General features: G+C 73.2%; 17 protein-coding genes and 2 tRNA genes. 12 read left to right on the top strand and 7 right to left on the bottom strand.

Annotated elements, in window-relative coordinates; genetic code table 11:
* Positions 1-31: 31 nt before the first annotated feature.
* Positions 32-1,450, bottom strand: coding sequence for a peptidoglycan DD-metalloendopeptidase family protein (locus tag LPU43_RS22490; protein WP_444543574.1), 1,419 nt, complete (start codon positions 1,448-1,450; stop codon positions 32-34).
* 129 nt (positions 1,451-1,579) lie between these two features.
* Here LPU43_RS22490 and LPU43_RS22495 point away from each other — a divergent pair, with 129 nt between their 5' ends.
* The 6 genes from LPU43_RS22495 (at position 1,580) to LPU43_RS22520 (ending at position 9,968) form a co-directional block, all read left to right on the top strand.
* The gene (locus LPU43_RS22495; protein WP_255686498.1) at positions 1,580-3,496 is read left to right on the top strand and encodes a BTAD domain-containing putative transcriptional regulator; all 1,917 of its coding nucleotides are present in this window, start codon (positions 1,580-1,582) and stop codon (positions 3,494-3,496) included.
* Positions 3,497-3,511: 15 nt separating this feature from the next.
* On the top strand, positions 3,512-4,345 hold the full coding sequence (locus LPU43_RS22500; protein ID WP_229402485.1) for a siderophore-interacting protein: 834 nt from the start codon (positions 3,512-3,514) through the stop codon (positions 4,343-4,345).
* A gap of 182 nt (positions 4,346-4,527) precedes the next feature.
* Positions 4,528-6,165: a BCCT family transporter gene (locus LPU43_RS22505; RefSeq protein ID WP_229402486.1), complete on the top strand. Its 1,638-nt coding sequence runs from the start codon at positions 4,528-4,530 to the stop codon at positions 6,163-6,165.
* 116 nt (positions 6,166-6,281) lie between these two features.
* A complete protein-coding gene (dnaG, locus tag LPU43_RS22510; protein WP_229402487.1) occupies positions 6,282-8,153 on the top strand; it encodes a DNA primase in 1,872 nt (623 codons plus the stop codon).
* Entirely contained in the window at positions 8,153-8,689 is a 537-nt protein-coding gene (locus LPU43_RS22515) for a hypothetical protein (protein ID WP_229402488.1), read from the top strand. Before dnaG ends, LPU43_RS22515 begins: the two co-directional genes overlap by 1 nt.
* Positions 8,690-8,765: 76 nt before the next feature.
* Complete coding sequence (locus tag LPU43_RS22520; protein WP_373321786.1) at positions 8,766-9,968, top strand: YihY/virulence factor BrkB family protein; 1,203 nt, start codon at positions 8,766-8,768, stop codon at positions 9,966-9,968.
* Positions 9,969-10,304: 336 nt separating this feature from the next.
* Here the strand turns inward: LPU43_RS22520 and LPU43_RS22525 are convergent, their stop codons facing one another.
* The gene (locus tag LPU43_RS22525) at positions 10,305-10,712 is read right to left on the bottom strand and encodes a hypothetical protein (RefSeq protein ID WP_229402489.1); all 408 of its coding nucleotides are present in this window, start codon (positions 10,710-10,712) and stop codon (positions 10,305-10,307) included.
* A 288-nt stretch (positions 10,713-11,000) separates the two neighbouring features.
* Here LPU43_RS22525 and LPU43_RS22530 point away from each other — a divergent pair.
* Together LPU43_RS22530 and LPU43_RS22535 are read left to right on the top strand one after the other, a co-directional pair.
* Positions 11,001-11,076 (top strand) — tRNA-Asn (locus LPU43_RS22530).
* Between the two features lie 248 nt (positions 11,077-11,324).
* Positions 11,325-11,398, top strand: a tRNA-Ile gene (locus tag LPU43_RS22535).
* A gap of 68 nt (positions 11,399-11,466) precedes the next feature.
* Here the strand turns inward: LPU43_RS22535 and LPU43_RS22540 are convergent.
* Positions 11,467-11,700, bottom strand: a complete 234-nt coding sequence (locus LPU43_RS22540; RefSeq protein WP_229402490.1) for a hypothetical protein — start codon at positions 11,698-11,700, stop codon at positions 11,467-11,469.
* Positions 11,701-12,083: 383 nt separating this feature from the next.
* Between LPU43_RS22540 and LPU43_RS22545 the strand changes: the two genes are divergently transcribed.
* Positions 12,084-15,062, top strand: a complete 2,979-nt coding sequence (locus tag LPU43_RS22545) for an AfsR/SARP family transcriptional regulator (RefSeq protein WP_229402491.1) — start codon at positions 12,084-12,086, stop codon at positions 15,060-15,062.
* On the opposite strand, the gene LPU43_RS22550 is transcribed toward LPU43_RS22545, so the two are convergent.
* Positions 15,022-15,867 carry a helix-turn-helix transcriptional regulator gene (locus tag LPU43_RS22550; protein ID WP_229402492.1) on the bottom strand — a complete coding sequence of 282 codons (846 nt, stop codon included), beginning with the start codon at positions 15,865-15,867 and terminating at the stop codon, positions 15,022-15,024. The genes LPU43_RS22545 and LPU43_RS22550 overlap by 41 nt on opposite strands.
* Positions 15,868-16,176: 309 nt before the next feature.
* Here LPU43_RS22550 and LPU43_RS22555 point away from each other — a divergent pair, with 309 nt between their 5' ends.
* Genes LPU43_RS22555 through LPU43_RS22565 form a run of 3 tightly spaced genes read left to right on the top strand, consistent with a single transcriptional unit; the run spans position 16,177 to position 21,414 of the window.
* The gene (locus LPU43_RS22555) at positions 16,177-19,332 is read left to right on the top strand and encodes a non-ribosomal peptide synthetase (RefSeq protein WP_229402493.1); all 3,156 of its coding nucleotides are present in this window, start codon (positions 16,177-16,179) and stop codon (positions 19,330-19,332) included.
* Positions 19,322-20,140, top strand: coding sequence for a thioesterase domain-containing protein (locus LPU43_RS22560; RefSeq protein WP_229402494.1), 819 nt, complete (start codon positions 19,322-19,324; stop codon positions 20,138-20,140). Before LPU43_RS22555 ends, LPU43_RS22560 begins: the two co-directional genes overlap by 11 nt.
* Positions 20,137-21,414, top strand: coding sequence for an MFS transporter (locus tag LPU43_RS22565; RefSeq protein ID WP_229402495.1), 1,278 nt, complete (start codon positions 20,137-20,139; stop codon positions 21,412-21,414). Before LPU43_RS22560 ends, LPU43_RS22565 begins: the two co-directional genes overlap by 4 nt.
* A 69-nt stretch (positions 21,415-21,483) precedes the next feature.
* Here LPU43_RS22565 and LPU43_RS22570 read toward each other — a convergent pair whose 3' ends face one another.
* The 3 genes from LPU43_RS22570 to LPU43_RS22580 all read right to left on the bottom strand — a co-directional run bounded on the left by LPU43_RS22570 (position 21,484) and on the right by LPU43_RS22580 (position 25,134).
* Positions 21,484-22,539, bottom strand: a complete 1,056-nt coding sequence (locus tag LPU43_RS22570) for a hypothetical protein (RefSeq protein WP_229402496.1) — start codon at positions 22,537-22,539, stop codon at positions 21,484-21,486.
* Positions 22,540-22,801: 262 nt separating this feature from the next.
* Entirely contained in the window at positions 22,802-23,575 is a 774-nt protein-coding gene (locus LPU43_RS22575; protein WP_229402497.1) for an SDR family oxidoreductase, read from the bottom strand.
* Positions 23,576-23,661: 86 nt separating this feature from the next.
* Complete coding sequence (locus LPU43_RS22580) at positions 23,662-25,134, bottom strand: hypothetical protein (protein ID WP_229402498.1); 1,473 nt, start codon at positions 25,132-25,134, stop codon at positions 23,662-23,664.
* Positions 25,135-25,141: the final 7 nt, after the last annotated feature.

The following is a 25,141-nucleotide window of genomic DNA, read 5'->3' on the forward strand; positions in this document are numbered from 1 at the left end:
GCCGGCTGCGCGAGCAGCCGGCGCCGGGGTGTCAGGCGAGGATGCTCTCGAAGGCGCCCCAGCCGTGGCCGACCTGGCGGCTGCCGCCGTTGTAGGGCATGCCGTCGTCGCGGACGATGTTGTTGCCGTAGAGCCAGAGGGTGCCGTCGGCCTTGGTGACGAGCAGGTCGGTGAAGCCGTCGCCGGTCACGTCGGCGGGGACGACGTGAGTGAAGGCGCCCCAGCCGTGGCCGACCTGGCGGCTGCCGCCGTTGTAGGGCATGCCGTCGTCGCGGACGAAGTTGTTGCCGTAGAGCCAGAGGGTGCCGTCGGCCTTGGTGACGAGCAGGTCGGTGAAGCCGTCGCCGGTCACGTCGGCGGGCAGGATGCTCTCGAAGGCGCCCCAGCCGTGGCCGACCTCGCGTCGGCCCCCGTTGTAGGGCATGCCGTCGTCGCGGACGAAGTTGTTGGCGTAGAGCCACAGCTTGCCGGCCGCGTCGAGGGCGAGCAGGTCGGTGAAGCCGTCGCCGGTCACGTCGGCGGCGAGGATCCGGGTGTACGCGCCCCAGCCGTGGCCGACCTGGCGGCTGCCGCCGTTGTAGGGCATGCCGTCGTCGCGGACGATGTTGTTGCCGTAGAGCCAGAGGGTGCCGTCGGCCTTGGTGACGAGCAGGTCGGTGAAGCCGTCGCCGGTCACGTCGGCGGGGACGACGTGAGTGAAGGCGCCCCAGCCGTGGCCGACCTGGCGGCTGCCGCCGTTGTAGGGCATGCCGTCGTCGCGGACGAAGTTGTTGCCGTAGAGCCAGAGCGTGCCGTCGGCCTTGGTGACGAGCAGGTCCGCGTAGGCGTCACCGGTGACGCTACCGCGCCGCTGGTCGTCGGCGTCCCCGCAGTTGGCGCTCACCACCGTCACCGGAGGGGACTGCGGCTCACCGGACGGGTAGCCGTCGGTGGTGATGCCGGAAGGCACGCCGTTGAACCAGGTCTCCACCTTGGCGCCGTCGCGCCGCTGCTCGTGGTGCAGGTGCGGGCCGCTGGAGTTGCCGGTGCTGCCGACCCTGCCGAGCAACTGGCCCCGCTTCACGCTCTGCCCCGTCGACACCACCGGCGCCGACTGCATGTGCAGGTAGAGGCTCTCCCACCCGCCACCGTGGTTGAGCTTGACGTACCAACCACCGCCGTTGTCCCAGCCGGCGTAGGTCACCGTGCCGGCGTACGACGCGAGGATGGAGCGGCCCGCCGTGGTGCCGCTGGTGGCGATCATGTCGACGTCGTAGTCGTCGTGCCCGGCGTAGGTGGAGAGGCGCCACGACTCCCCGCAGGGGAACGGGAGCTGGAAGGCCGGTCGGGGGCCGGCGGCGGCGGCGGGGGCGGACGCCACGGTCGCGAGACCGGCGGCTCCGAGCGCCACCGCGGCTAGTGTCGCCGTGAGGCGTGACAGCAGGCGACGCGATCTTGGGGACGAGTACATCCAGACTCCTTCGGTTGTCGTGTCGGACATCAGGGAGCCTGCGGGACGCCGCTGTTTCCACACTGGAGGGCACCCACCCGTATCGCGCCCGTACTAAACTCCGCTCGTCATATCACGGGGGTGATGACGATGGTCGATCAATCGACGGCTGGGTCAGGGGCCTTCGGCCCACGACTGCGAAAACTCCGGGAAAGGGCGGGCCTGACCCAGCAGGAGCTGGCCACCGGTGCCGGCCTCAGCGCCGCTGCGATCCGTGACCTGGAACAGGGGCGCAGCCGCAGGCCCCTGCCGCGCTCGGTGCGCGCCCTAGCCGCGGCGCTGGCGCTGCCGCCGGCGGACGCCGCGCTCCTGCACGAGTCGGTGCGGCAGGCCCGGCCTGTGGTCGCCGACCGGCCGACCGGCCCGCCCGGGCCACTGCGGCTCGCGATCTTCGGTCCCCTCGCGGTGTTCCGTGGCGCCGACGCCGTCCCGCTCGGCGTCGGTCGGCACCGGGTGGTGCTCGGCCGCCTCGCCCTCACCCCGAACACGGGCGTGAGCCGCGACGAGCTGGTGGACGTGCTCTGGGGCGACGAGGCTCCGCACAGCGCGGTCAACCTGGTGCAGACCTACGTCAGCCGGCTGCGCAGGGTGCTGGAGACCAGACAGGGCCGGGGCCGCCGTCCGGAGGTCCTGACCCTGGTCGCCGGCGGCTACCGGCTCAACCTCGCGACCGAGCAGCTCGACCTGCTGACCGGCCGGGAGCTGATCAGCCGGGCGCGGGCGTCGGGCAAGGAGCCGGCGGCCGCGTTCGCGCTCCTCGAAGAGGCGCTGTGCCAGTGGCCGGGCGCGCCGTTGGCGGACGTGGCGGAGCTGCGGGGCGATCCCTCGCTGACCGCGATCGAGGAAGAACGGATCGCCGCCACGATTCTGCACGCCCGGCTGGCCGGAGGGCTGGGCCGTCCCGACCGGGCGCTGCCGCGACTGCGGGAGCTGGCCGGCAGGCATCCGTTGCACGAACCGCTGCAGGCCCGGTTGGTCGTCGCCCTGGCCGGCGCGGGCCAGCAGGCAGCCGCGCTGACGACGTACGAGAGGATCCGCCGCCGGCTCGCCGAGGAGCTCGGGATCGATCCCGGCGCGGAGCTGGCCGGGGCCCACCGGGCGGTCCTGCGGCCGACGGCGGCCGTGACCTCGGTCGACGCCCGGCCGCCGGAGGGCTACGCGAGGCCCTGGCAGGCCCCGGCGCCCCCGGCCGACTTCACCGGGCGGGCCGACCAGATCCACCGGCTGCGTCAACTCCTCGGCCGCGACCCGGCGCGGCCCGCGCCGGAGCCGGTGACGGTCTGCGCCGTCTTCGGCGTCGCGGGGGTGGGCAAGAGCAGTCTGGCGTTGCGCACCGCCCAGCTGCTGCGGCCCTCGTTCCCCGACGGGCAGCTGTACGTCGACCTCCAGGGTTTCGGCCCGCTCCCGGTGCCGCCCCGCGACGCGTTGGCGGGCTTCCTGCGGGCGCTCGGGGTCGACGGCCGGCAGGTGCCCCGGGGCGAGGCGGAGTGCGCTGCCCTGCTCCGCAGCGTGCTGGCCGACCGGCGGGTGCTGGTGCTGCTCGACAACGCCGGCGACACCGCGCAGGTGCGCCCGCTGGTGCCGGGCACGGGAGGCAGCGCGGTGCTCGTGACCAGTCGCCGACGGCTGACCGACCTCGCCGGAGCGGTGGTGGTCGACCTGGAGCCGCCCTCGATGATCGAGGCGCTGAGCCTGCTCGCCGCGACGGCGGGCCCGGCGCGGATAGCTGCGGAGCCGGAGGCCGCCGCCCACCTCGCCGCCGCCTGTGGTCTCCTCCCGAGCGCGTTGCGGATGGCGGGCGGGCGGCTGGCCAGCCGCCCGGAGTGGAGCGTCCGGACCGTCCTGGAGCGGCTCGCGGGCCGGCGGCACCGGCTGGAGCGGCTCCGGGGTGGGGAGGCCGGCCTCGACCCGGACTGTCAGGAGCTGCCCGCCGCGGCGCCGAGGGCCTTCCAGATGCTGGCGGCCGAGGCGGGCGGGCTGGGCGAGCGCCGGGCCGCCCAGGGTTAGGCTAGCCTAAGCCGCATGACGGATCGCCCGAAGAAGGTCACCACCGCCCGGGTCCTGCGGACCGAGCGGCCCACCCCGCACCTGATCCGGCTGGTGCTCGGCGGCGAGGAGCTGGTCGGCCTGCCGGTGGGCGAGCACACCGACCACTACGTGAAGCTCGTCCTCGCCCCGCCCGGGGTGACCTACCCGGAGCCGGTCGACCTCGCGGCGATCAAGCGCGACCTGCCCGCCGAGCAGTGGCCCCGGCTGCGCGCGTACACGCTGCGGTCCTGGGACCCGGCGGCCGGCGAGCTGACCATCGACATCGTGTACCACGGCGAGGTGGGCCTCGGCGGCCCGTGGGCGGCCCGGCTGCGCCCCGGCGACCCGGTGCGCTTCGTCGGCCCCGGCGGTGCGTACGCGCCGAGCCCCGACGCCGACTGGCACCTGCTGGTGGGCGACGAGAGCGCGCTGCCCGCGATCGCCGCCGCCCTGGAGCGGCTGCCCGCCGGCGCGTTGGCGAAGGTCTTCGTCGAGGTGGCCGACGCCGCCGACGAGCAGCCGCTGACCAGTCCCGGCGCGGTCGAGCTGAGCTGGCTGCACCGGGGCGACCGGCCGGTCGGCGAGGCGCTGGTGGCGGCGGTGCGGGCGCTGGACTTCCCGCCCGGCGACGTGCACGCCTTCGTGCACGGCGAGGCGACCTTCGTCCGTGAGCTGCGTCGGCTGCTGCGCGTCGAGCACCGGGTGCCCCGGGAGCGGCTGTCGATCTCCGGCTACTGGCGGCGGGGGATGGACGACGAGGGCTGGCGCTCCACGAAGCCCGACTGGAACCGGCAGGTCGAGCAGGACGAGGCGCCCGCCGTCGCCTGACGACCCCGGAGCGCGGTCGCGCCGGCCGAGGGCCGCGAGCCCGGGGACGGCGCCGGCCGGGGGTCGGGCAGCCCGGGGGTTAGGCAGCCCGGGGGGCCGCGTACCGCATCGGTCGGCGCGGAATCGACCATTCGCGCGCCGGCCGACACCGGCTCGGATCAGGATGGGCAGCGGAGGTGCCCATGACAGGTCAGGAGCAGGACGTGCCCGGGGCGAGCCGCGGCCCCGACCCGGTGCTGCTCGGCGCGAGCGTCGCCGGGGTGCTCGCCGTCGTGGCCTGGGGGGTGCTGGCCCGGGGCTCGCTGGCCCGCTTCGGCGAGTCCGGCCTGGCCTGGACGATCGACACCTTCGGCTGGTTCTTCGTGGTCGGCGCGGACGCCTTCCTGGTGCTCGCCGTGGTGCTCGCGCTGTCGCGGTTCGGCCGGATCCGGCTCGGGGCCGACGACGAGACGCCGGAGTTCAGCACCCTGGCCTGGACCGCCATGATGTTCAGCGCCGGCATGGGCATCGGCCTGGTCTTCTTCGCGGTGGCCGAACCGATCCAGCACTACGCCAGCCCGCCCCCGGGCAGCGGGCTGGAGCCACAGACCGGCGCGGCCGGCTCGGCGGCCATGCGGTACACGCTGTTCCACTGGACCCTGCACCCGTGGGGGATCTACGCGATCGCCGCGCTCGCGCTGGCGTACTCGACGTTCCGCCGGGGCCGGGACAACCGCATCTCGGCGGCCTTCCACCCGCTGTTAGGCGCGCGGGCCGACGGGGCGGCCGGGCGGGCGGTGGACCTGCTGGCCGTCTTCGCCACGGTGTTCGGCACCGCCACCAGCCTCGGCCTCGGCGCGCTCCAGGTCGCCGCCGGCCTCGACCTGGTGGCGGGGGTCGCGGACACCCGGGCGCTGGAGCTGGTCGTGATCGGCGCGCTGACCCTGGCCTTCGTCGCCTCCGCCTTCTCCGGGCTGCACCGGGGGGTCAAGTGGCTCTCCACCATCAACGTGGGCCTCGCCGTGCTGCTGATGCTCTTCGTCTTCGTGCTCGGCCCCACGGTCTACACGCTGGAGGTGCTGCCCGCCGCCGTCGGCGACTACCTGAGCAACCTGGTGGTCATGTCGACCCGGACCGGGGCCTTCACCGACCCGGCGTGGCTGGGCGCCTGGACGATCTTCTACTGGGCGTGGTGGATCTCCTGGGCCCCGTTCGTCGGCACCTTCATCGCGCGCATCTCCCGGGGGCGTACGGTACGGCAGTTCCTCACCGGCGTCCTGCTCGTGCCCAGCGGCGCCAGCGCGGTCTGGTTCGCCATCATGGGGGGCACCGCGCTGCGCACCCAGGCCACCGGCACCCGCGACCTGGTCGCCGACGTGACCGCCGGCACCGAGCAGGCGCTGTTCGGGCTGCTGGACGCGCTGCCCCTGGCGGCGGTGACCAGCGTGCTCGCCATGGTGCTGATCGCGCTCTACTTCGTCACCAGCGCCGACTCGGCGTCGCTGGTGCTCGGCTCGCTGACCTCCCGGGGCGCGCTGCGACCGCACCGGCTGCTGGTGGTGCTCTGGGGCGTGCTCGTCGGCGCCGTCGCCGCCGCGCTGCTGCTCGCCGGTGGGCTCGACGCGCTGCAACAGGCCACCATCCTGGTCGCGCTGCCGTTCCTGGTGGTGCTGCTGGGTCTCGCCGTGGCGCTGCTCCGCGACCTGTCCCGCGACCCCGCCGTCCGCCCCCAGGCCGGCGGGGGCCGCCGGTACGGGCTGGCCGCAGCCGTGCGCGCCGCCCGGTCGTACGAGGAGGAGGCCCCGCCGGTCACCCGCTACCTGCGCCGCCGGCCCCGCTGACCCGCCGCGCGCGCCGCCCGGCATCCCCCGAGGTGGCATCGCCGCCGCCCGGCATCCCCCCGACGCCGGATCGTCGTCGCCCGCAGGGCAGGATGTAGGGCCGAGGGGGGTGGCGCATGGCTGGGCGGATCCGGGACGAGGACATCGCGCTGGTCCGGGAGCGCACCTCGATCGCGGAGGTCATCTCGGAGACGGTGACCCTCCGGTCGGCCGGCGGCGGCAACCTCAAGGGGCTGTGCCCGTTCCACGACGAGAAGAGCCCCTCGTTCAACGTCTCGCCCGCCCGCAACGTCTGGTACTGCTTCGGCTGCGGGGCCGGCGGCGACGCGATCAAGTTCCTGATGGACGCCGACCACCTCAGCTTCGTCGAGTCCGTCGAGCGGCTCGCCGCCCGCGCCGGCCTCCAGCTCCGGTACGTCGAGGGCGACCACTCCGCCCCCCGCGCCCGCCCGCAGCAGGGGCAGCGGCAGCGCCTGGTCGCCGCCCACGCCGCCGCCGTCGAGTTCTACCAGGCCCAGCTCACCACGGCCGGCGCCCGCCCGGCCCGGGAGTTCCTCGCCCAGCGCGGCTTCGACCGCACCGCCGCGCAGCGGTACGGCTGCGGCTTCGCCCCGGACGCCTGGGACCTGCTCACCAAGCACCTGCGCCAGCAGGGCTTCAGCCACGATGAGCTGGTCACCGCCGGGCTGTCCCGGCCGTCGCGCTCGGGCACGCTCATCGACCGGTTCCGTCGCCGGCTGATGTGGCCGATCCGGGACATCACCGGCGACCCGATCGGCTTCGGGGCCCGCAAGCTCTTCGACGACGACGACGGCCCGAAGTACCTGAACACCCCCGAGACGCCGATCTACAAGAAGTCGCACGTCCTCTACGGCATCGACCAGGCCAAGCGGGAGATCGCCAAGCAGGGCAAGGTGGTCGTCGTCGAGGGCTACACCGACGTCATGGCCTGCCACCTCGCGGGCGTGCCGACGGCGGTGGCGACCTGCGGCACGGCCTTCGGCGCGGACCACATCTCGGTGCTGCGCCGGGTGCTGTTCGACAGCGACGAACGGGCCGGGGAGATCATCTTCACCTTCGACGGGGACGCCGCCGGCCAGAAGGCCGCGCTGCGGGCCTTCGAGGACGACCAGCGCTTCGTCGGGCGTACCTTCATCGCGGTCGGCCCCGACGACATGGACCCGTGCGACCTGCGCCTGGCGAAGGGCGATCTCGCGGTCCGCGACCTGGTCGCCCGCCGCGAGCCGCTGGTCGACTTCGCGCTGCGCCACGCGATCGGCCGGTACGACCTCGACACCGTCGACGGCCGGGTGGAGGCCATGCGCCGCGCCGCCCCCCTCGTCGCGAAGATCAAGGACCGGGAGAAGCGTCCCGAGTACGTCCGCAAGCTCGCCGGCGACCTCGGCATGGAGATCGAGCCGGTGCAGCGGGCCGTGCTGGCCGCCGCCAACGCCCAGCCCGCCGGTCAGGCGGGCGGCGCGCCGGCCCGCGCCGCCCGGCCCGCCCCCGCCGCCGACAGCCCGCAGTCGCTGGTGGAGCGGGAGGCGCTGAAGCTCGCCCTCCAGGAGCCGGTGCTGGCCGGCCCGATGTTCGACGCCGTCGAGGCGACGGAGTACCGCCACCCCGTGCACGCGGCGGTGCGGGAGGCGATGGCGGCGGCCGGCGGGGCCGCCGCGGCCACCCAGGGCGTGCTCTGGGTCGAGGCGGTCCGCGAGGCGTGCGACGACCTCGCCGCCCGGGCCCTGGTCGGCGAGCTGGCCGTGGAGCCGCTGCGCATCGACGGCGAGCCCGACCCGAGGTACGTCTCGGTGCTGCTGGCCCAGTTGCAGTGGGGCTCGGTGACCGGCCGGATCCGGGACCTCAAGTCGAAGGTCCAGCGGATCAACCCGGTCAGCAACAAGGACGAGTACTTCGCGCTGTTCGGGGAGCTGCTGTCGCTGGAGCAGCACGCACGGGCGCTGCGCGAGCAGGCCGCGGGAGGGCTGTGATGGGACTCTTCGACCGCAAGCCGAAGCTCCCCCCGGCGGCCCGCCCGCCGCTGGCCGACGACGAGCGCGTGCTCGCCTGGGCCGCCGCCGGCAACGGCGAGGGCGACGGGGTGCTGGTCGCCACCAACCTCGGCCTCTGGCTGCCGGGGCGGGGCCACCGGCTGGGCTGGCACGACCTGCTCAAGGCGGTCTGGTCGGGCCGGGAGCTGACCGTCACCCCGGCCGACCGGGTCGCCGAGCGCGACGGGTACGAGGTGGTGGCCGACTGCCCCGCCGAGACGTACCTGCTGCTCCAGCCGAGGGAGCTGCCGCACCAGGTGCGGGCGCGGGTGACCCGCTCGGTCGCGTACACCCAGCACCAACCGGTGCCCGGCGGCGCCGCCCGGATCGCCGCCCGCCGGGTGCCCGGCGTGAACGGTCTCGCCTGGACGGTCCGCTACGACCCCGGCACCCCGGTCGACGACGCGCCGGTGGTCGCCGAGACCGACCGCCTGGTCGCCGCCGCCCGCGCGGCCACCGCCCCCGCCGACCTCTGACGGCACCGGCTGCTGGTTAGCCGCCACCCTCCCTGGGCATGTCCCTGGCGGACACCACGACCATGAGGGAGGGGCAGTGGCCTCCGACGAGACTTCCGCCCGGTCCGGGCGCGACCGTGACGACGCCCGCACCGCGACCGCGGCCCGACCACGAGACGGCGTCTCCGACGCGGCCCATCGCGGCGCCGTCGACCGCCGCGCCGCCGACGGTTCGGCGGCCGGCCGCAGCGCCGCGGACCGCGCGGCGGCCGGTCGCGACCGCGAGCCCGGTGACGCCGCGCGCGAGCGGCACGGCCCGGCGCGCAACCGCCCGGTAGGTCCGGACGAGGGGCCGGACAGCCCCACCGAGCTGTCGAGCACGGGCTGGAAGGCGGCGCTGAAGCGCACCGTCCGGGAGTTCCAGGACGACAGCCTGACCGACTGGGCGGCGGCCCTGACCTACTACGGCGTGCTGTCGATCTTCCCCGGCGTGCTCGTGCTCATCTCGCTGCTCGGCCTGCTCGGCCCGAGCGCCACCGAGGGGGTCCGGGACACCGTCAACCAGGCGGTGCCGGAGGGGAACATCCGGCAGATCATCTCGGCCGCGATCGACCAGGCCACCAACGCCGGCGGGCTGGCCAGCGTGGCCGCCGTCATCGGTCTGCTCGCGGCCTTCTGGTCCGCCTCCGGGTACATCGCCGCGTTCATGCGGGCCTCCAACAGCATCTACGACGTGCCCGAGGGCCGGCCGATCTGGAAGACCCTGCCGATCCGGGTCGGGGTGACCGCCCTCGTCGGCGTGCTGCTGCTGGCCAGCGCGGTGATCGTCGTGTTCACCGGGCAGCTCGCCGAGGAGGCGGGCAGCGCCATCGGGATCGGCTCGACCGCCGTCACGGTGTGGAACATCGCCAAGTGGCCGGTGCTGCTGGTGCTGGTCAGCCTGATGTTCGCGATCCTCTACTGGGCCTCGCCGAACGCCCGCCACGGCGGGTTCCGCTGGGTCAGCCCCGGTGGAGTGCTGGCCGTGGTGATCTGGCTGCTGATCTCCGGCCTGTTCGCCTTCTACGTCAGCAACTTCGGCTCGTACAACAAGACGTACGGGGCGCTGGCCGGCGTGATCATCTTCCTGGTCTGGCTCTGGCTGACCAACATCGCGATCCTGCTCGGCGCGGAGTTCGACGCCGAACTGGAGCGCAGCCGGGCGATCTCCGCCGGGCACCCGGCCGACGTCGAGCCGTACGTCGAGCTGCGCGACGACCGCAAGCTGAAGAAGAAGCGCAACGCCGCCGCGCGCCGCTGAGCCGACCGGCCCTCCCGACAGCCTGCCCTGCCCCCGCCCCGTCTCGGCCCCCGAGGCGGGGCGGGGCCGTTGTGCGGTCCGCGTCGCCGGTGTCGTCCGGGCTGCTCGTGTCGCCGTGTCGCCGTGTCGTCCGGTGTCGCCGTTTCGTCCGTGTCACCGTTTCGTCCGCACCGCCCGGATGGCGTGACCAGCGACCGGGAGAGGTAGGGGGCAGAACGGGATGCGGCCCGGTCGGGGGGACCGACGGTCGCGGTCGGGAAAAGGGAAACGGGCCGGCTGCCCGAAGGCGGCCGGCCCGTTGTCCGAGCGGTCGAATGGGACCGCGCGGATGGTCCGTCAGACGGTGCTGCTGCCGTTGGTCCCCGTGCCGGACGGCTTGGGGCGGGCGGCAGTGCTCGGGGTGGCGCCGGTCGACGCCGTGGAGCCGGTGCCGCCCGTCTTCGCCCCGACCGAGGCCGGCGTGCCGGCGAACGGCTTGTCGGCGTCGGTCAGGTCGCGCTTGCCGCTGTCGCTGCCGTTGGTGCCGAGCTTCTCGCCCAGCTTCGACTGGCTGAGCTTGTCCTTGCCCTCGCTGTAGAGGCGGTTGGCCTGGGTCTGCGCGACCCCGGCCGCCTCCTGGACGGTCGGGTGGTCGAGCACCTTGCGGCCCCGGACGACCAGCTCCTCGTACTTCTCCCGGCCCGCACGGGCGCCCAGGACGAATCCCGCAGCCAGCCCGCCAAGAAACATGATCTTTCCGCGCATGGCGGCTCCTCTCGTACCTGACGCGCCGTCGCCTCCCCGGGGCGGACCCCGTGGGCGACGAGTCGTTTCGCGCCTGCGTCTTCTGTCGGCAGCTAACTACCCATCCTGCTCTGCGCTCATGCCTGGTTGTGCCCGGATGGCGAATTGTCCGCTTAACGGCGTTTCGCGCGGTGCCCAGGATCGAACGGGGAAGCGGTGGCAACCCGCTGGACCAAACCCCCGGGGAGTCCTGTACTCTTGTGCCGTCGCCGGGCGCCGGAGAGATCCGAAGCCAGGTGACGCAAGCGGTCCCCCGTAGCTCAATTGGCAGAGCAGCCGGCTGTTAACCGGCAGGTTTTTGGTTCGAGTCCAAACGGGGGAGCCAGGCTCCACCCCGCGCCCGTCGGCCCCGTCGGCGGGCGCTTCTCGCGCCTGGCCTCCGCGCTGGCTGACGCCGTCCTTTCCCCCGGGGCCCGCCCCGGGCGGGGCCGGAAGCTGAGGGGCTTCGGGGGCGGCTGCGTGCTGTTATCCTCGCGTAGCCTATCGTGCTGGGCGGCCGGTTGCCGCCCAGCGGGGGCGCTGTTTCGCGCTGGCCGGTGATCGACCGGACGGGTTACGATCCGGCGCGGTAGCGGGGCGGTAGCTCAGCGGGTTAGAGCAGGGGACTCATAATCCCTCGGTCACGGGTTCGAGTCCCGTCCGCCCCACCGCATAACGTGATCTCGCTGTTGGCCGCTGGGCGAGACTGCGGCAGGTGCGACCCGACATCTGTCCGCTACAGGCCGAGGAGGTCGCGTAGTTCGGGCGGCAAGTCCAGCCACGGCCGGCCGTTGGACTCCCACCGGATGCCGTTGTCGCCCGGGTACGGCTCGCGGTGGTCGACCGAGCCGCGGATGACCTCGTGCGGGATGCCCTCCGGAAACGCCGCACAGTGCGGACGGCCAACGGCACCGAACAACCCCGACACATAGTGTCGGCAGCTCCAACACTGCGAAGCCAGCAGCACCATCCGGCTCACCACCCCGCGACACATCATCGCATGAGGACCTCCGTGACCCCGCACCATAGAGCCGCCGTCGAGGACTGGGACAGTGAGCAGGTTCAAGCCGGTTGGCTGATTCGCCTCGGTCCGCCCGGACGTGGCCTGACCCCACGTCGTTCCCGACCACATTGTGGACTTGAAACAGTCGTGTCGCCGTTGTTCCAGCGGCGGACGAGAGGTGACAGCCCATTCGGAATGATCATTACGAGATTCCCTTGCCGTGGGAAGTGTGGCGGGCCACAATGGTCGAGGCCGGGCCGCAGCAGTCGAAACGCATGCCAGCGCGGGGGGAATGCAGCATCTACATCAGAATGCTGGGACCGATGACGGCAAGCGTGGAGGACCGCCACATGGAACTCGGTCCAGCGCAGCAGCGGGCCGTATTGGCGGCCCTGCTGGTCGACGCCGGCAGGCCGGTCCCGTTGGAGGAGTTGGCGGCCCGGGTGTGGGACCGGCCGCCCAAGGGGGCGCGCAGCGCCCTGTACGCCCACCTGTCGCGGCTGCGGGGGCTGCTGGCCGACATGGCCTCGGAGCAGGTCTTTCTGGAGCGGATGAGCACGGGTTATGCGCTGCACGTGCCCCGTGACCGGGTGGACGTGCTGCGCTTTCAGGACCTCGTCGCGGAAGGCGGCGCGGCAGACGTGTCGCGGGACCGTCGGGCGGCGGCGCTCGGCGAGGCGTTGCGCCTGTGGCGTGGTGCCCCGCTGGCCGGCCTGGACACCATATGGGCTGCCAACATGCGGCATTCCTGGGAAATCCAGCGGACCACCGCGGCGGCTATGTGGGCGGCGACCGAACTCGACCTCGACCGGCCGGAAAGCGTCATCTCCCAGCTCACAATGCTGGTCCCCTCCCGGCCCCTCGCCGAATCGCTCGTTTACGAATTGATGCGCGCGCTCCACCGCACCGGCCGCACCGCCGAAGCCCTGGACTGGTACGACCGAACCCGAAAGCATCTGGCCCAGGAACTGGGCTCCGACCCCGGAAAAGCGCTCCAGGAACTGCACATGGCCATTCTGATGGGCACCGCCGACGGGCGGCGGCGACCACCGGAGGACGAGCCGAAGGCCCGGCCGGAGACGCCGGTGCCGGCCCAACTGCCCGCCTACGCCCCGGGGTTCACCGGACGCGCCGACCACCTTCAGCGCCTGGACAGGTTCCTCGACTCCGGGCAGCGGACCATCGTGATCTCCGGTGCGGCGGGTGTCGGCAAGACGACCCTCGCGGCGCACTGGGCGCACCAGGTTCGGGAGCGGTTCCCCGACGGGCAGCTCTACGTCAACCTGCACGGCTTCTCGGGCCAGATGCCGATGCAGCAGCCGGCGGAGGTGCTCGCGCGGTTCCTGCAGACCCTCGGTGTGCCCCGGCAGGAGGTGCCGATCGACCTGGACGACGCCGCCGCGCTCTTCCGGTCGATCGCCGCCGACAAGCGGATCCTCGTGCTGTTGGACAACGCCGCCTCGGCCGACCAGGTCAGGCCCCTGCTGCTCGGCTCCGTGGGCTGCCTGGTCCTGGTGACCAGCCGCAACCGGTTGAGCCGGCTGGTGGCGTGGGACGGTGCCCGGCGGCTCAACCTCGACGTCATGACCGAGCCGGAGGCGGTCGAGCTGCTGTCCGGCCTGCTCGGGGACGACTACTCCGCCGACGACCCGGCGCTGCGCGACCTCGCGACCGCCTGCGGCTGTCTTCCGCTCGCGCTGCGGATCAGTGCGGCACGCCTGTCGGACCGGCCGGACCAGCGGCTCGCCGACTTCGTCGCGGCGCTGTACGCGGGGGACCGGCTGAACGCGCTGGCCGTGGCCGACGACGACCGGATCGCCGTGCAGGCGGCGTTCGACCTCTCCTACGAGGCGCTGCCCGAGACCGCGCGTCGGCTGTTCGGCCTGGTCGGCGCGTTCGCCGGCCCGGACTTCTCCACCGCGCCCGTCGCGGCGCTCACGGGGCTCTCCACCGAGGACGCCGACCGGTCGCTGGACCAGCTCGCCGCCATGCACATGATCCAACCCGTCGCGGGCAACCGGCACACCTTCCACGACCTGTTGCGGCTCTACGCCCAGCGGCGGTGCGCAACGGAAATCGGCGACGGCGAGCGGCGTCAGGCGCTGCGCCGCCTCTGCGAGTTCTACCTGGCGGTCGTCGACGCAGCCGCCAAGATCCTCTATCCGCAGGTCTTCCGGCTGCCCCGGCTGCCGGACCGCCCGGTCCACGCCCCGGTCGCCTTCACCGACCATCGGCAGGCCAAAGCCTGGCTGGACGCCGAGCGGGAGAACCTGGTGACCGTGGCGGAGCGCGCCATGACCAACGGGCTGCACGAGCCCGCCTGGCTGCTCGCGGACTGGCTGCGCGGGTATCTCGGGCTCCAGCAGCCGTTCCGGGACTGGTTCGCGCTGGCCGAGACCGGCCTGGCGGCGGCGGCGATCAACGGCGACCTGCTCGGGCAGGCCGCCGCGCATCACAGCCTCGCCCAGGCGTGCCACAGCATCAGCCGGTTCGAGGAGGCGCTCGAGCACCTCGCCAAGGCCAGGGCCCTGAGCGCGGAGGGCAACTGGCTCGAAGGCCACACGGCGGCCCTGTGCAACTTCGGCGTCGTCTACGCCGACATCGGCCGGCTGAGGGAGGCCCGGGAGCAGTTCACCCAGGCGTTGGAGGCGAACCAGCGGGCGGGGAGCCTGGTGGGCACGGCGGTGAACCTGGAGAACCTGGGCGACGTCCACCGGCTGATGAACGACCTCGACGAGGCCGTGGGCTGCTACGCCGCCGCCCACACCCTGTACACGGAGATCGGCTCGCCGCCCGGTCAGGCGAGCACGCTGACGAGCATGGGCGCCGTCCACCACGCCCTCGGCGACCCGTCCGCCGCCGCCTACCACGCCGAGCGCGGCCTGGCGATGCACCGCGAGAGCGGCAACCAACTGGGCCAGGCCGCCGCGTTGACCACCCTGGCGCGGATCAGGTGCGCCGCCGGCGGGGTGGACGCGGCGATCGAGTCCGCCCGGGCCGCCATCGCCATCAGCCTGGAGTTCGGCGACCACCGCACCAAGGCGGACGCGTACACCGCCCTCGCGGAGGCCTACGCGCTCGGCCTGCGCGGCGACGAGGCGTTGCGCCAGTACGAGATCGCGTACGCCGTCGCGTCGGCGGCCAACATCCCCTATCAGCGGACGCTGGCCGTGTTGGGGCTGATCAGGATGCGCGCCGACTGGGGCGACGCCACGGACCGGGCGCTGGCCGAGAGGGCGCTGGAGACCGCCCGGCGGGCCGGTTTCCGCGCCCTGGAGGACGACGCGCTCAGCCTGCTGGCGAGGTTCGACGTGAAGGAGGTCGGGTGACGCCCTGGCTCAGCCGGGCGTAGTAGGCGGGGCTGACCCCGACCAGTTGCTTGAAGTGCCGGCACAGGTGCGACTGGTCGTAGAACCCGACCGCCGTGGCCGCGTCGGCCGGGGGAGTCCCGGCGAGGAGGAGCCGCCGGGCGTGTTCCACCCGGCGGCCGGTGAGGTAGCGGTGCGGCGGCAGGCCGTACTCCCGGCGGAACGCCCGGATCAGGTGGACCGGGTGCGCCTGGAGCAGCTCGGCGGCCTCGTCCAGCCGTACGCCCTCGGCGGTGTGCTCGTCGAGCAGCTCGCGCAGGCGCAGGGCCAACCGGGCTTCGCGGCGTACGCGCGGCTCGGTGCTTCCGCCGCGCAGGTGGGCGCGCAGCCGCTCGCCGATGAGGGCCAACCGGCACTGCGCCTCCAGGTCGTCCCCGCCCTCGGCGAGCAGGTCGTGCAACTGGCCGACCCGGGTCCGCAGCAGGGGGTCGCGCAGCTCGGGATCGTCGGCGGCCGGCCCCACCAGCGCCTCGTCCAGCAGGCTCCCGTCCAGGTAGAGCACGCGCTTGCGCAGGCCCTCCGGCGCGGCGACGCGCCCGTCGTGCGGCAGGTACGGCGGCAGCAGGGTGATCGTGGTGCCGAAGGCGGTGTGCTCCCGATGGTCCAGTTGGTAGTGCACCGCACCGCCATCGATGATCAACAGGGTCCAGGCGTCGTGCGTGTGGACGGGATACTCGTGCTTGGCGTACTCGGCGTGGAAGACCTCGACGATCCCCGTCACCGCCGGCTGCCACGCCGCGATCATCGCGTCAGACGGAAGCCTCACCCGTTTGCTCCCTGGGTCCTGCCGCCGCCGGGAACGCGCGCGGCTGTTGAGCGCCGACGATACCGGAAACCGCGCCCCGGCAGACCTCGCGGCCGACGCGCGCAACCCGGTCCGGGGTGTCCCCGGGGAGGTTAGGAACGTCCAATAAGCGCCCCCGCCGGTTGGCCATACTCAACCGCCAGCAGGCACGCAGCCGCGAACTTTTGACGCTACCTGGGCGTTGACGCCACGTCGGTCGGGACGGGCGCTGCCGCAGGGTTGGGAGCAGAAGCAATGACCATGAGCAAGGCTCCGGTGTCCCCTGAGCGTATGCCGCTGTCGGTGGGCCAGGAACAGTTGTGGTTCCTCGAGCAGATGGTGCCCGGCCGGGCGACGTACAACGTGGCGGCGACCCACCGGATCAGGGGACCGCTGGACGTCGAGGCGCTGCGCGCGGCCCTGACGGCGATCGTCGCCCGGCACGAGGTGCTGCGGGGCACCGTGTCCGGCGGGGACGGCACGCCGACGATGGTGGTCGCGCCGGTGTCGACGGTGCCGCTGCCGGTGGACGACCTGGCGGACGAGCCCACGGAGAGCCGCGAGGACCGCCTGCGGGACGACCTGGCCGCGCACGCCGCCGCGCCGTTCGACCTCGTCGCCGGGCCGCTGTACCGCTTCAGGCTGTTCCGGCTCGGCCCGCGCGAGCACGTGCTGGCGCAGGTCTACCACCACATCGTGACCGACGGCTGGTCCACCAGCCTGCTGCTGGCGCAGCTCGCCGACGCCTACGCCGCGATCGTGCGCGGCGAGCCGGTGCCCGCCCCGGCGTCGGGCGGCAGCTTCGGTGACTACGCCGCGCGCCAGCGCGACAAGCTGGCCACCGGCGCGCTGGAGGAGCAGCTCCAGTACTGGGAGAAGCAGCTCAGCGGGCTGCCCCCGCTGGAGCTGCCCGGCGACCGGCCGCGTCCGGCCGAGCCGAGCTTCTCCGCCGGTTGGCTCAACGTCGACCTGCCGGCGAACGTCCTGGTGGCGGCACGTCGGCTGGCCGCCGATGAGCACGTCTCGCTGTCCATGGTGCTGACGACCGCCCTCACCGTGGTGCTGTCGGCCTACACCGGCGAGCGGGACGTCCCGGTGGGCACGGCCGCGCTGGGCCGCAGCGACCCGGACCTGGAGGAGGTGGTCGGCTACTTCACCAACATGGTGGTGCTCCGGACCAGCCTGGCCGGCGACCCCTCCTTCGACGAGCTGCTGGCCCAGCTCGCCGACACGATGCTCGACGCCTACGACAACCAGGACGTCCCGTTCCAGCGGGTCGTCGACCGCGTCAGCCCGCACCGCGACCCGGGCCGCAACCCGTTGTTCGGCGTCTGCGTGCAGGTGCTCAGCGAGCGCACCTCCGGCACCGTCCTCGACCTTCCCGACGTGGAGGTGGAGTCGATCGAGGCCGGCTCGCTCGGTGCGCGCTTCGACCTGTCCCTGACCTTCGTGGAGGCCGAGGACCGGCTGCGGCTGCGCGTCGAGTACGCCACGGACCTCTTCGACGCCTGGCGCGTCGAGGCCTTCGTCGGTCACCTGGAGCGGGTGCTCACCGCCGCCTGCGCCCAGCCGAACACGCGGGTCTCGCAGCTCCCGGTCCTCGGCGACGAGGAGCGCGACGCGCTGCTGGCGGCCGGCACCGGCGAGCTGCTGGCCCACCGGGACGAGCCGGTCCACGCCGCGATCGCCCGGCGCGCCCAGGAGCAGCCCGACCACGTCGCGGCCGTGTACGAGGGCACGAGCCTGACCTACCTGGAGCTGGACCGCAAGGCGTCCGCGGTGGCGGCCTACCTGCGCAGCCGGGGCGTCCGGCACGAGCAGATCGTGGCCGTGGCGATGGAGCGGGACCTCGACGCGCTGGTCGCGCTGCTCGGCGTGCTGAAGGCGGGGGCCGCGTTCGCGATCCTCGACGCCAGCCACCCGGCCGACCGGCTGGAGTACCTCCTCCGGGACACCGCCGCGTCGGTCGTGCTGACCCAGGGCCGGCTGCGGGACCGGCTCCCCGAGGCGGCGTCCCGGTCGATCGTGGAGGTCGACACGGAGTGGGACGCCATCGCGGCGGCGGGGGTCGACGCCGGGCCGCTGGAGGAGTGGGCGGGGCGCGACTCGCTCGCGTACGTCATCTACACCTCGGGCTCCACCGGCCAGCCCAAGGGCGTCCTGATCGAGCACCGGGCCCTCCAGTCCTTCATCGCCTCCTACCGGCGCGTGTTCGACCTCGGCCCGTACGACCGGATGTTGCAGTTGGCGGCGCTGGCCTTCGACATGTCGCAGGGCGAGATCTTCGCCGGTCTCACCGCCGGGGCCACCCTGATCCTGGTCGACAAGGAGTCCGGCGCGGCGCCCGACGCCCTCGCGGCGCTGATGCGCGCGCAGCAGGTCAGCTACATCTGCATGTCGCCGACCATGCTCGCGCTGGTGGAGAGCGGGCCGTACCCGCACCTGCGCAAGATCATGGCCGGCGGCGAGGCGGTGACCGCCGAGACGGTCAACAAGTGGAACCTGCCCGGACGACGGCTGATCAACTGCTACGGGCCGACCGAGGCGGCCGTCGGCTGCACCTCCTACGAGTGCCCGCACCGCCCGGCCCGCAGCGCGCCGCCGATCGGCGCGCCGTTCACCGACCGCCGGATGTACGTGGTCGACGACGCCGGGCGGCTGGCGCCCCGGGGGGTGCCCGGTGAGCTGCTGATCGGCGGCGAGGAGGGGCTGGCCCGGGGCTACCTCAACCAGCCGGGGCTGACGGCCGAGGCGTTCGTCGACGACCCGTTCCACCCCGGCGGCCGGGTCTACCGCAGCGGCGACATCGTCCGCTGGACCAGCGACTACCAGTTGGAGTTCCTCGGCCGCCGGGACGGCCAGGTGAAGCTGCGCGGCCTGCGCATCGAGCTGGAGGAGATCGAGTCGGCGCTCAACGCGCACGAGGACGTCGGCGTCGCGGCGGTCGCGCTGCGGCCGGACCGCCGGGGCGAGAACCAGCTCGTCGGGTACGCCACGCCGGCCGACCGGCGCGTGCCCGAGCCGGCCGACCTGCGCGCCCACCTGGCGAAGCAGCTCCCCGACTACATGATCCCCTCGGTCTGGGTGATCATGGACAAGCTGCCGATGACCACGGCCCGCAAGGTCGACCGGAAGGCGCTGCCGGCCCCCGTCCTGGACGACCCGGCCGACGAGTACGTCGCCCCGGAGACCGAGACCGAGAAGGCCGTCGCGGAGATCTACGCCGCGGTGCTGGACGTGGAACGGGTCAGCGCCACCGCCGCCTTCTTCGCCGTGGGCGGCAACTCGTTGCAGGCCATGCGCGTGGTCAGCCGGCTGAACAAGGTCTTCGGCGTCAAGGTGCGGGTGCGCGCGATGTTCGTCGACGCCTCGGTGCGGGTGATCGCGGCCGAGGTGGACCGCCTGCTGGCGGCGCGGGCGGGGACGGGTTCCGGCGATGCTTCCTGACGTCCTCGTACCCTTCGGCCCCGACGGCGACGGGCCCCCGCTGTACTGCGTGCACTCCGCCTTCGGCTCCTGCCACACCTACCTGCCGCTGGCCCGGCTGCTCGACCACCGGCCGGTGACCGGCATCGAGGCGCCCGGCTACGACGGCGGCGAGGCGTTCCCGGGCAGCCTCGCCGAGCTGGCCGACGCGTACGCCGAGCTGGTCGACGTGGACCGCGACGGCCGGCCGGTGTGCCTGCTCGGCTGGTCGACGGGGGGTGTGCTGGCGCTGGAGACGGCCGCGCGGCTGCGGTCGGGGGGCTGCCCGGTCCCGCTGGTCGTGCTCGTCGACGCCTACGTGCCGCAGGACGAGCCCACGCCGACGGACCGGATGATCCGCGCCCGCTTCGTGGCCGGCTTCGCCGCCGACACCCTCGACCGGCTCCGCGACCGCTCGGCGGAGACGCTGCGAGTGTGGGAGGAGGAGGGCACCGGGGAGGACGCGTGGGAGCCGCTGCGCGCCCGCGGCTGGCTCCCGGACGAGCTGGACTCCGAGACGCTGGACGAGCGCTTCGCGGTGTTCCGCAACAACGTACGGGCCCTCGAACGGCACCGGGTCGCGCCCGGCCACCCGGGCCCGGTGCTGGTGGTCCGGGCGCGGGACTCGCCGCCGGAGACGCGGCGGTGGTCGGAGCTGGTCGACGACGTCCGCGAGGTCACGCTGCCGGGCGACCACCACTCGCTGTGGGACGCCGACGGGGTGTCCGGGCTCGCCCGGGTCGTCTCCGAGGCGCTGGCGCGGACGACCACGGCCGGGGGGCTGCGGTGACCACGCGGGAGGCGACCGCCGTCGCCCCCCGGCGGAGCCTGTGGCGCGACGGCGACTTCCTCAAGTTCTGGTCCGGGGAGACGCTGTCGCTGTTCGGCACCCAGATCACCCTGCTCGCGCTGCCGCTCACCGCCGTGATGACGCTGAACGCGCAGCCCGAGGAGCTGGGCGTCCTGCGCTTCCTCCAGATGGTGCCGTACCTGCTGTTCGGCCCGCTGTTCGGCGTCTGGGTCGACCGCCACCGGCGGCGCCCGGCGATGATCGGCGCGAACACCGTCCGGATGGTCCTGATCGGGCTCATCCCGCTGCTGGCCGCGTTCGACCTGCTGACCGTGCCGCTGCTGCTGGCGATCACCTTCGGCGTGGGCATGGCCGCCGTCCTGTTCGACGTGAGCTGGATGTCGTTCGTGCCCACCCTGGTGCGGGACCCGGACTACCTGGTCGAGGCCAACGCCAAGCTGGCCACCACCGCCGCGACCGCCGACGCCGCCGGGCCGGGCGTGGCCGGCTCCCTGGTGAACCTGCTCTCCGCCCCGATCGCGATCGCCGCCAACGCCGTCACCTTCCTCGGCTCGGTGCTGTCCCTCCTCATGATCCGCACCCGGGAGGCGGTGCCGGCCCGCTCGCCGGACCGGCGGCCCCTCGCTGAGCTGGTGGAGGGGCTGCGCTTCGTCGCCGGGAACCAGTACGTGCGCTGGGTCGCCGTGGTCGGCGGCATGGCGAACTTCTTCATGTCCGCCACCCAACCCATGTTCATCGTCTACGCGGTGCGCACCCGGGACGTGCCGCCGTCCGTGCTCGGTCTGATGCTGACCATCGGCGCGTGCGGCGGCATCCTCGGCGGGCTGATGTCCCAGCGCCTGCTGAGCCGGCTGCGGATCGGGCACGTCTACGCCGGCGCCCTGATCATGGCCCTGGCCTCGTTGCTGCTGATCCCGGCGGCCTCCGGCCCGGCGTGGCTGGTCTACGCCATGTTCACCGCCGCGTGGTTCCTGAGCTTCGTGGGGCTGAGCGTCGTCAACGTCCTGATCATGAGCCTGCGGCAGACGGTCACCCCGCAGCGGATGATGGGCCGGATGAACGCCGCCGTGCGCGCCGTCATGTTCGGCGTCGGCGCGCTCGGCGGCCCGGTCGCGGGCGGCATCGCGGCGGTGGCCGGGGTGCGGGCGGCGCTGTGGGTCTCCACGGCCGCCAGCGCGCTGTTCGTGCTCACCGTGCTCTTCTCGCCGGTGACCCGGCTCAGGACGATGCCCCCGGCCGCCACGAACGACTGACCGGCCGGGCGGCGCGCCCGCGACCGACTGATCGGCCCGCCGGCCGGGACGGCCGGCGGGCCCGTTCGTCTAGCTGGACGGCAGCCCCGCCGTCACGTCGTAGCTGACGCCGCCGAGGACCGCCCGCTCCTCGCCGAGGCTGTTCGGGCCGATCTGGGCCAGCCGTACGGTCATGGTCTCCTTGGTGACCGTCGTGGTGCTGAAGCGGAGTGTCAGGGCAAGCTTCTCCCTGGGGTTGAGGGCGATGTTGTCCAGGCTGGCCTGTCCGGGATCGACGATCTCGATCTGGTTGCGGCCGAGGTCGCGGACGCCCTTGCCCACCTTGCCGCCGGCGAGCCAGCGCTCGTAGACGGTCGAACCGAGGTCGGCCACGAGCCGGCCGCCGGCGGTGCTCAGCGGTGCGCCGGCCGCACTGAAGAGCAGGCTGTTGCGGGTTCCCGTCGCCAGCGCGTTACCGAAGGTGTGTGGCACGTCCACGAAGGGGCCAGCGGGGATCGTCCGCACCCTCTCCATGTTGCGCTGTGCGAAGTTGTTGTTGTGGCGGACGGTCACGCCGATGTCGGGCGACTCGAAGGTCGGCGGGTCGTTGGGGGAGATCCAGCGGGCGATCAGGCAGTAGTGCCCCCCGGGCCCGGGAACCTTGGGCCAGAGGATCGTGACCTTGGTGGTGCCCGGGTAGGACGGCACCGACTGCCACCCGATCCGGGTCCAGTCGCCCGGCCATGCCGAGCCGCTGGCCGACGGAGATCCCCAGACCTCGATGCGGCCGTGCTCCACCACCGGGCCGGCGTACGGGCCGGGGTTGCGCAGCGTGACGAAGATGTAGGCGGGCTGGTTGACGACGGGTTGCTGACTCTCGTTGCACTCGACGGCGGTGGGGCAGACCTTGATGTCCGGGCTCTCCCAGAAGTTGAAGATGGAGTGCGGCTGGAGGCCGACGTCGTCGGCGTGGTCCTTCATCCAGACGTCGGCGAGGGCGGTCGTGCCGGTCCCGCCACGGTTGCCGGACTGGCCGTCGAGCGGTGCCGCGGTGGCCGAGGTGGCCGACACCAGCACCGCCAGGGTGGCGCCGGTGAGCAGGGTGAGGGCGGATCGTCGTGCGCGTTGCCTCAGACGTGTGGACATGCTTCCTCCCGGAGACGGGCCGCCGCAGCCGCCATACCGGTGGCGGTTGCGGGTGGACACCCTTACGGAGGGGAAGCGACGTGGAGAAATACATTCTCGCGAGAGGCGTGTGTGCAGATGGTGAATACTCGAACTCATATAGTGATCGCGAGTGTCGCGGTCATCCTGTCTGCATGAGCGTGAGCGCGCCCAGACAGCGACGAGCCCCGGCCCCAGGAGCGCTCGGATGCTCGGCTATCCATGAACCACCGCCGTTGCTGCACTAGAGGCCGCGGACCAGCCCGCCGTCGCAGCGCAGCGCCACGCCCGTGACGTAGGAGGCCGGAGCGCCGCACAGGAACGCGGCGGCGGCGGCGAACTCCTCGGGACGCCCGTAGCGGCCGGCCGGGATGGTGGCCGTCGACGCCCGCTCGACCTCGGCGACCGTGCGACCCGAGCGCTGGGCGTTCGCGGCGTCGACCGCCGCCGTCCGGTCGGTCCTGATCCGGCCCGGCAGCAGCAGGTTCACCGTGACGCCGTCGGCGGCGACCTCGGCGGCCAGCGTCTTCAGGTAGCCGGCGAGCGCGGCCCGGCCGAGGTTCGACAGCGCGAGGTTGGGCAGGGGGGCGACGACGCCGCTGGAGCCGACGGCCAGGATGCGGCCCCAGCCGGCCGCCCGCATGGCCGGCAGCGCGAGCGAGACCAGCCGGACGTGCTGGAGCACGAGGGCCCCGAGCGCGCCCTCCACGTCGGCGGCGTCGATCTCCGTGGCCGGCGCCGGCCGGGGGCCGGGCCCGTTGAGGACGAGGATGTCCGGCGGGCCGAAGGCGGCCACCGTCGCGGCGTACAGGTCGGCCGGGCCGCTGTCGTCGAGGAGGTCCACGTCGACCCCGACGGCGCGGGGGAGGCTCGCGGCGATCTCCTTGGCCCGGCCGGCCCGGCGACCGCAGACCACCGTGTTCGCGCCCTCCTCGGCCAGGGCCCGGGCGATCGCCTCGCCGAGGCCCCCGGTAGACCCGCAGACCAGCGCGGTGCGGCCGGAAAGACCAAGATCCATCAGATGTCTCCCTCAGGGACGTGCGGGCGCGGGCGCACCCGGTGACGGCTGCGCCCGCGTGAAGTCGATCCGACGACCGGCCGGGGCTAGCGGCCGGCGACCCGGTCGAGGATCTCGTCTCCCTCGCGGTTGTACTTCGCGGTGATCACCTTCTGGTGCGGGTCGGTGGACATCACCTGCTGGAGGACCGGCGCCTGCACCGAGACGTCCGTGCTGGGCGACCAGAGCGGGCCGTCGTGCAGGACGCGCAGGTCGGTGATGCTCAGCCCGCTGATCCGCTCCAGCCGCGCCGCCAGCTCACCGTCCTCCGCGCCGGCCAGGACCGCGCGGATGCGCTCCTCGTCCTGGACCAGCTCCGGGTGCTCCCCGGCCAGGAACTCGTGCAGGTTGGCCGCGCGCCCGGCGAAGGGGGAGTAGACCATGCAGACCATCTGCGTCTCGTTCAGCCCGAACGCGTCCTCCGCGTACTGGGCGGCCACCTTCCGCATCGTCTCGACGCCGGCGTCGGTGCGGTAGCGCTCGCGCATCTCGTCGATCAGGTGCTGCGGGAAGTGCTTGCGCTCCATCAGGCCCAGGGCGAAGTCGACGTACTGGCCGATGCCCTCGGCGTAGGAGCGCTTGTACGCGCGCTCGGTCCGCAGCCCCCGCAGGTGGGCCATGAGGGCGGGGTTGGCGCAGTCGGACTCGGTGAAGTTGAACGCGATCTCGTCGAAGACGAAGCCGAGGTGGCCCGTCAGGAGCTGCCAGTGCGCCCCCGAGGCGTAGCTCGTGTAGTCGTAGATCGAGAAGAACTGCAACCCGACCGGCACGTCCGACGTCACGCCGCGCTCCTGGATGCGCTCCACGTTCTCGGTGCCGTGGATCTCCTGGAAGTACGCCTGCGCGAGCCCGTTGAGCGTCTCCAGCGTGCCCTTGAACCCCTTCCCGCTGTCGGCGGGCTTCTGGCCCGCCTTCCGGGCCAGCTTGCGGATCCACAGGGCGTAGTCCCGCTGCTCGCGCGGGGAGTCGCCGGTGATGATCAGATCCACGCCGTCGCCGTGCCGGGCGGCGACGCCGAAGGAGTTCGCCACGTTGAGGTTGCAGGCGTTGCAGAACGTCGCCCGCCCGTCGCCGTAGGCCCGGTGGCCGGACATCAGCATGTCCGTCCGGTTGAACTCCAGCAGCTTGTACGGCATGGCGCGGTCCCGCTCGAACGGGCGGACCTGGTCGCCCTCCAGCAGCAGCAGCTCGGTGTGCGGGTCGTCGTAGACGCCCAGCGCCCGGTAGGTCCGGTCGATGTTCAACATCACCTGGTACGGCATCCCGCCGTGCCGCATGGTCACGATGCGGAGCTGGAACGTCTCGCCGTGCCGCTCGGCGAGCGCCAGGTGCACGGCGCGCACGAACGCCACCGCGTACGCGCTGTCCTTGCCGCCGCCGTAGGCGACCATCACGATGTTCTTCCCCAGCTCGTCCGGCCGGGGCAGGGCGTTGTAGAGGTCCGTGGCGCAACGCTCGACCGCCGGCACATCCTGCTCCGGCAGCGCCTTGCGCAACTCGTCCAGCACGACAGAGGGCATGAGTGTT

The organism is Micromonospora okii (assembly GCF_020884795.1).
GTDB lineage: Bacteria > Actinomycetota > Actinomycetes > Mycobacteriales > Micromonosporaceae > Micromonospora > Micromonospora okii.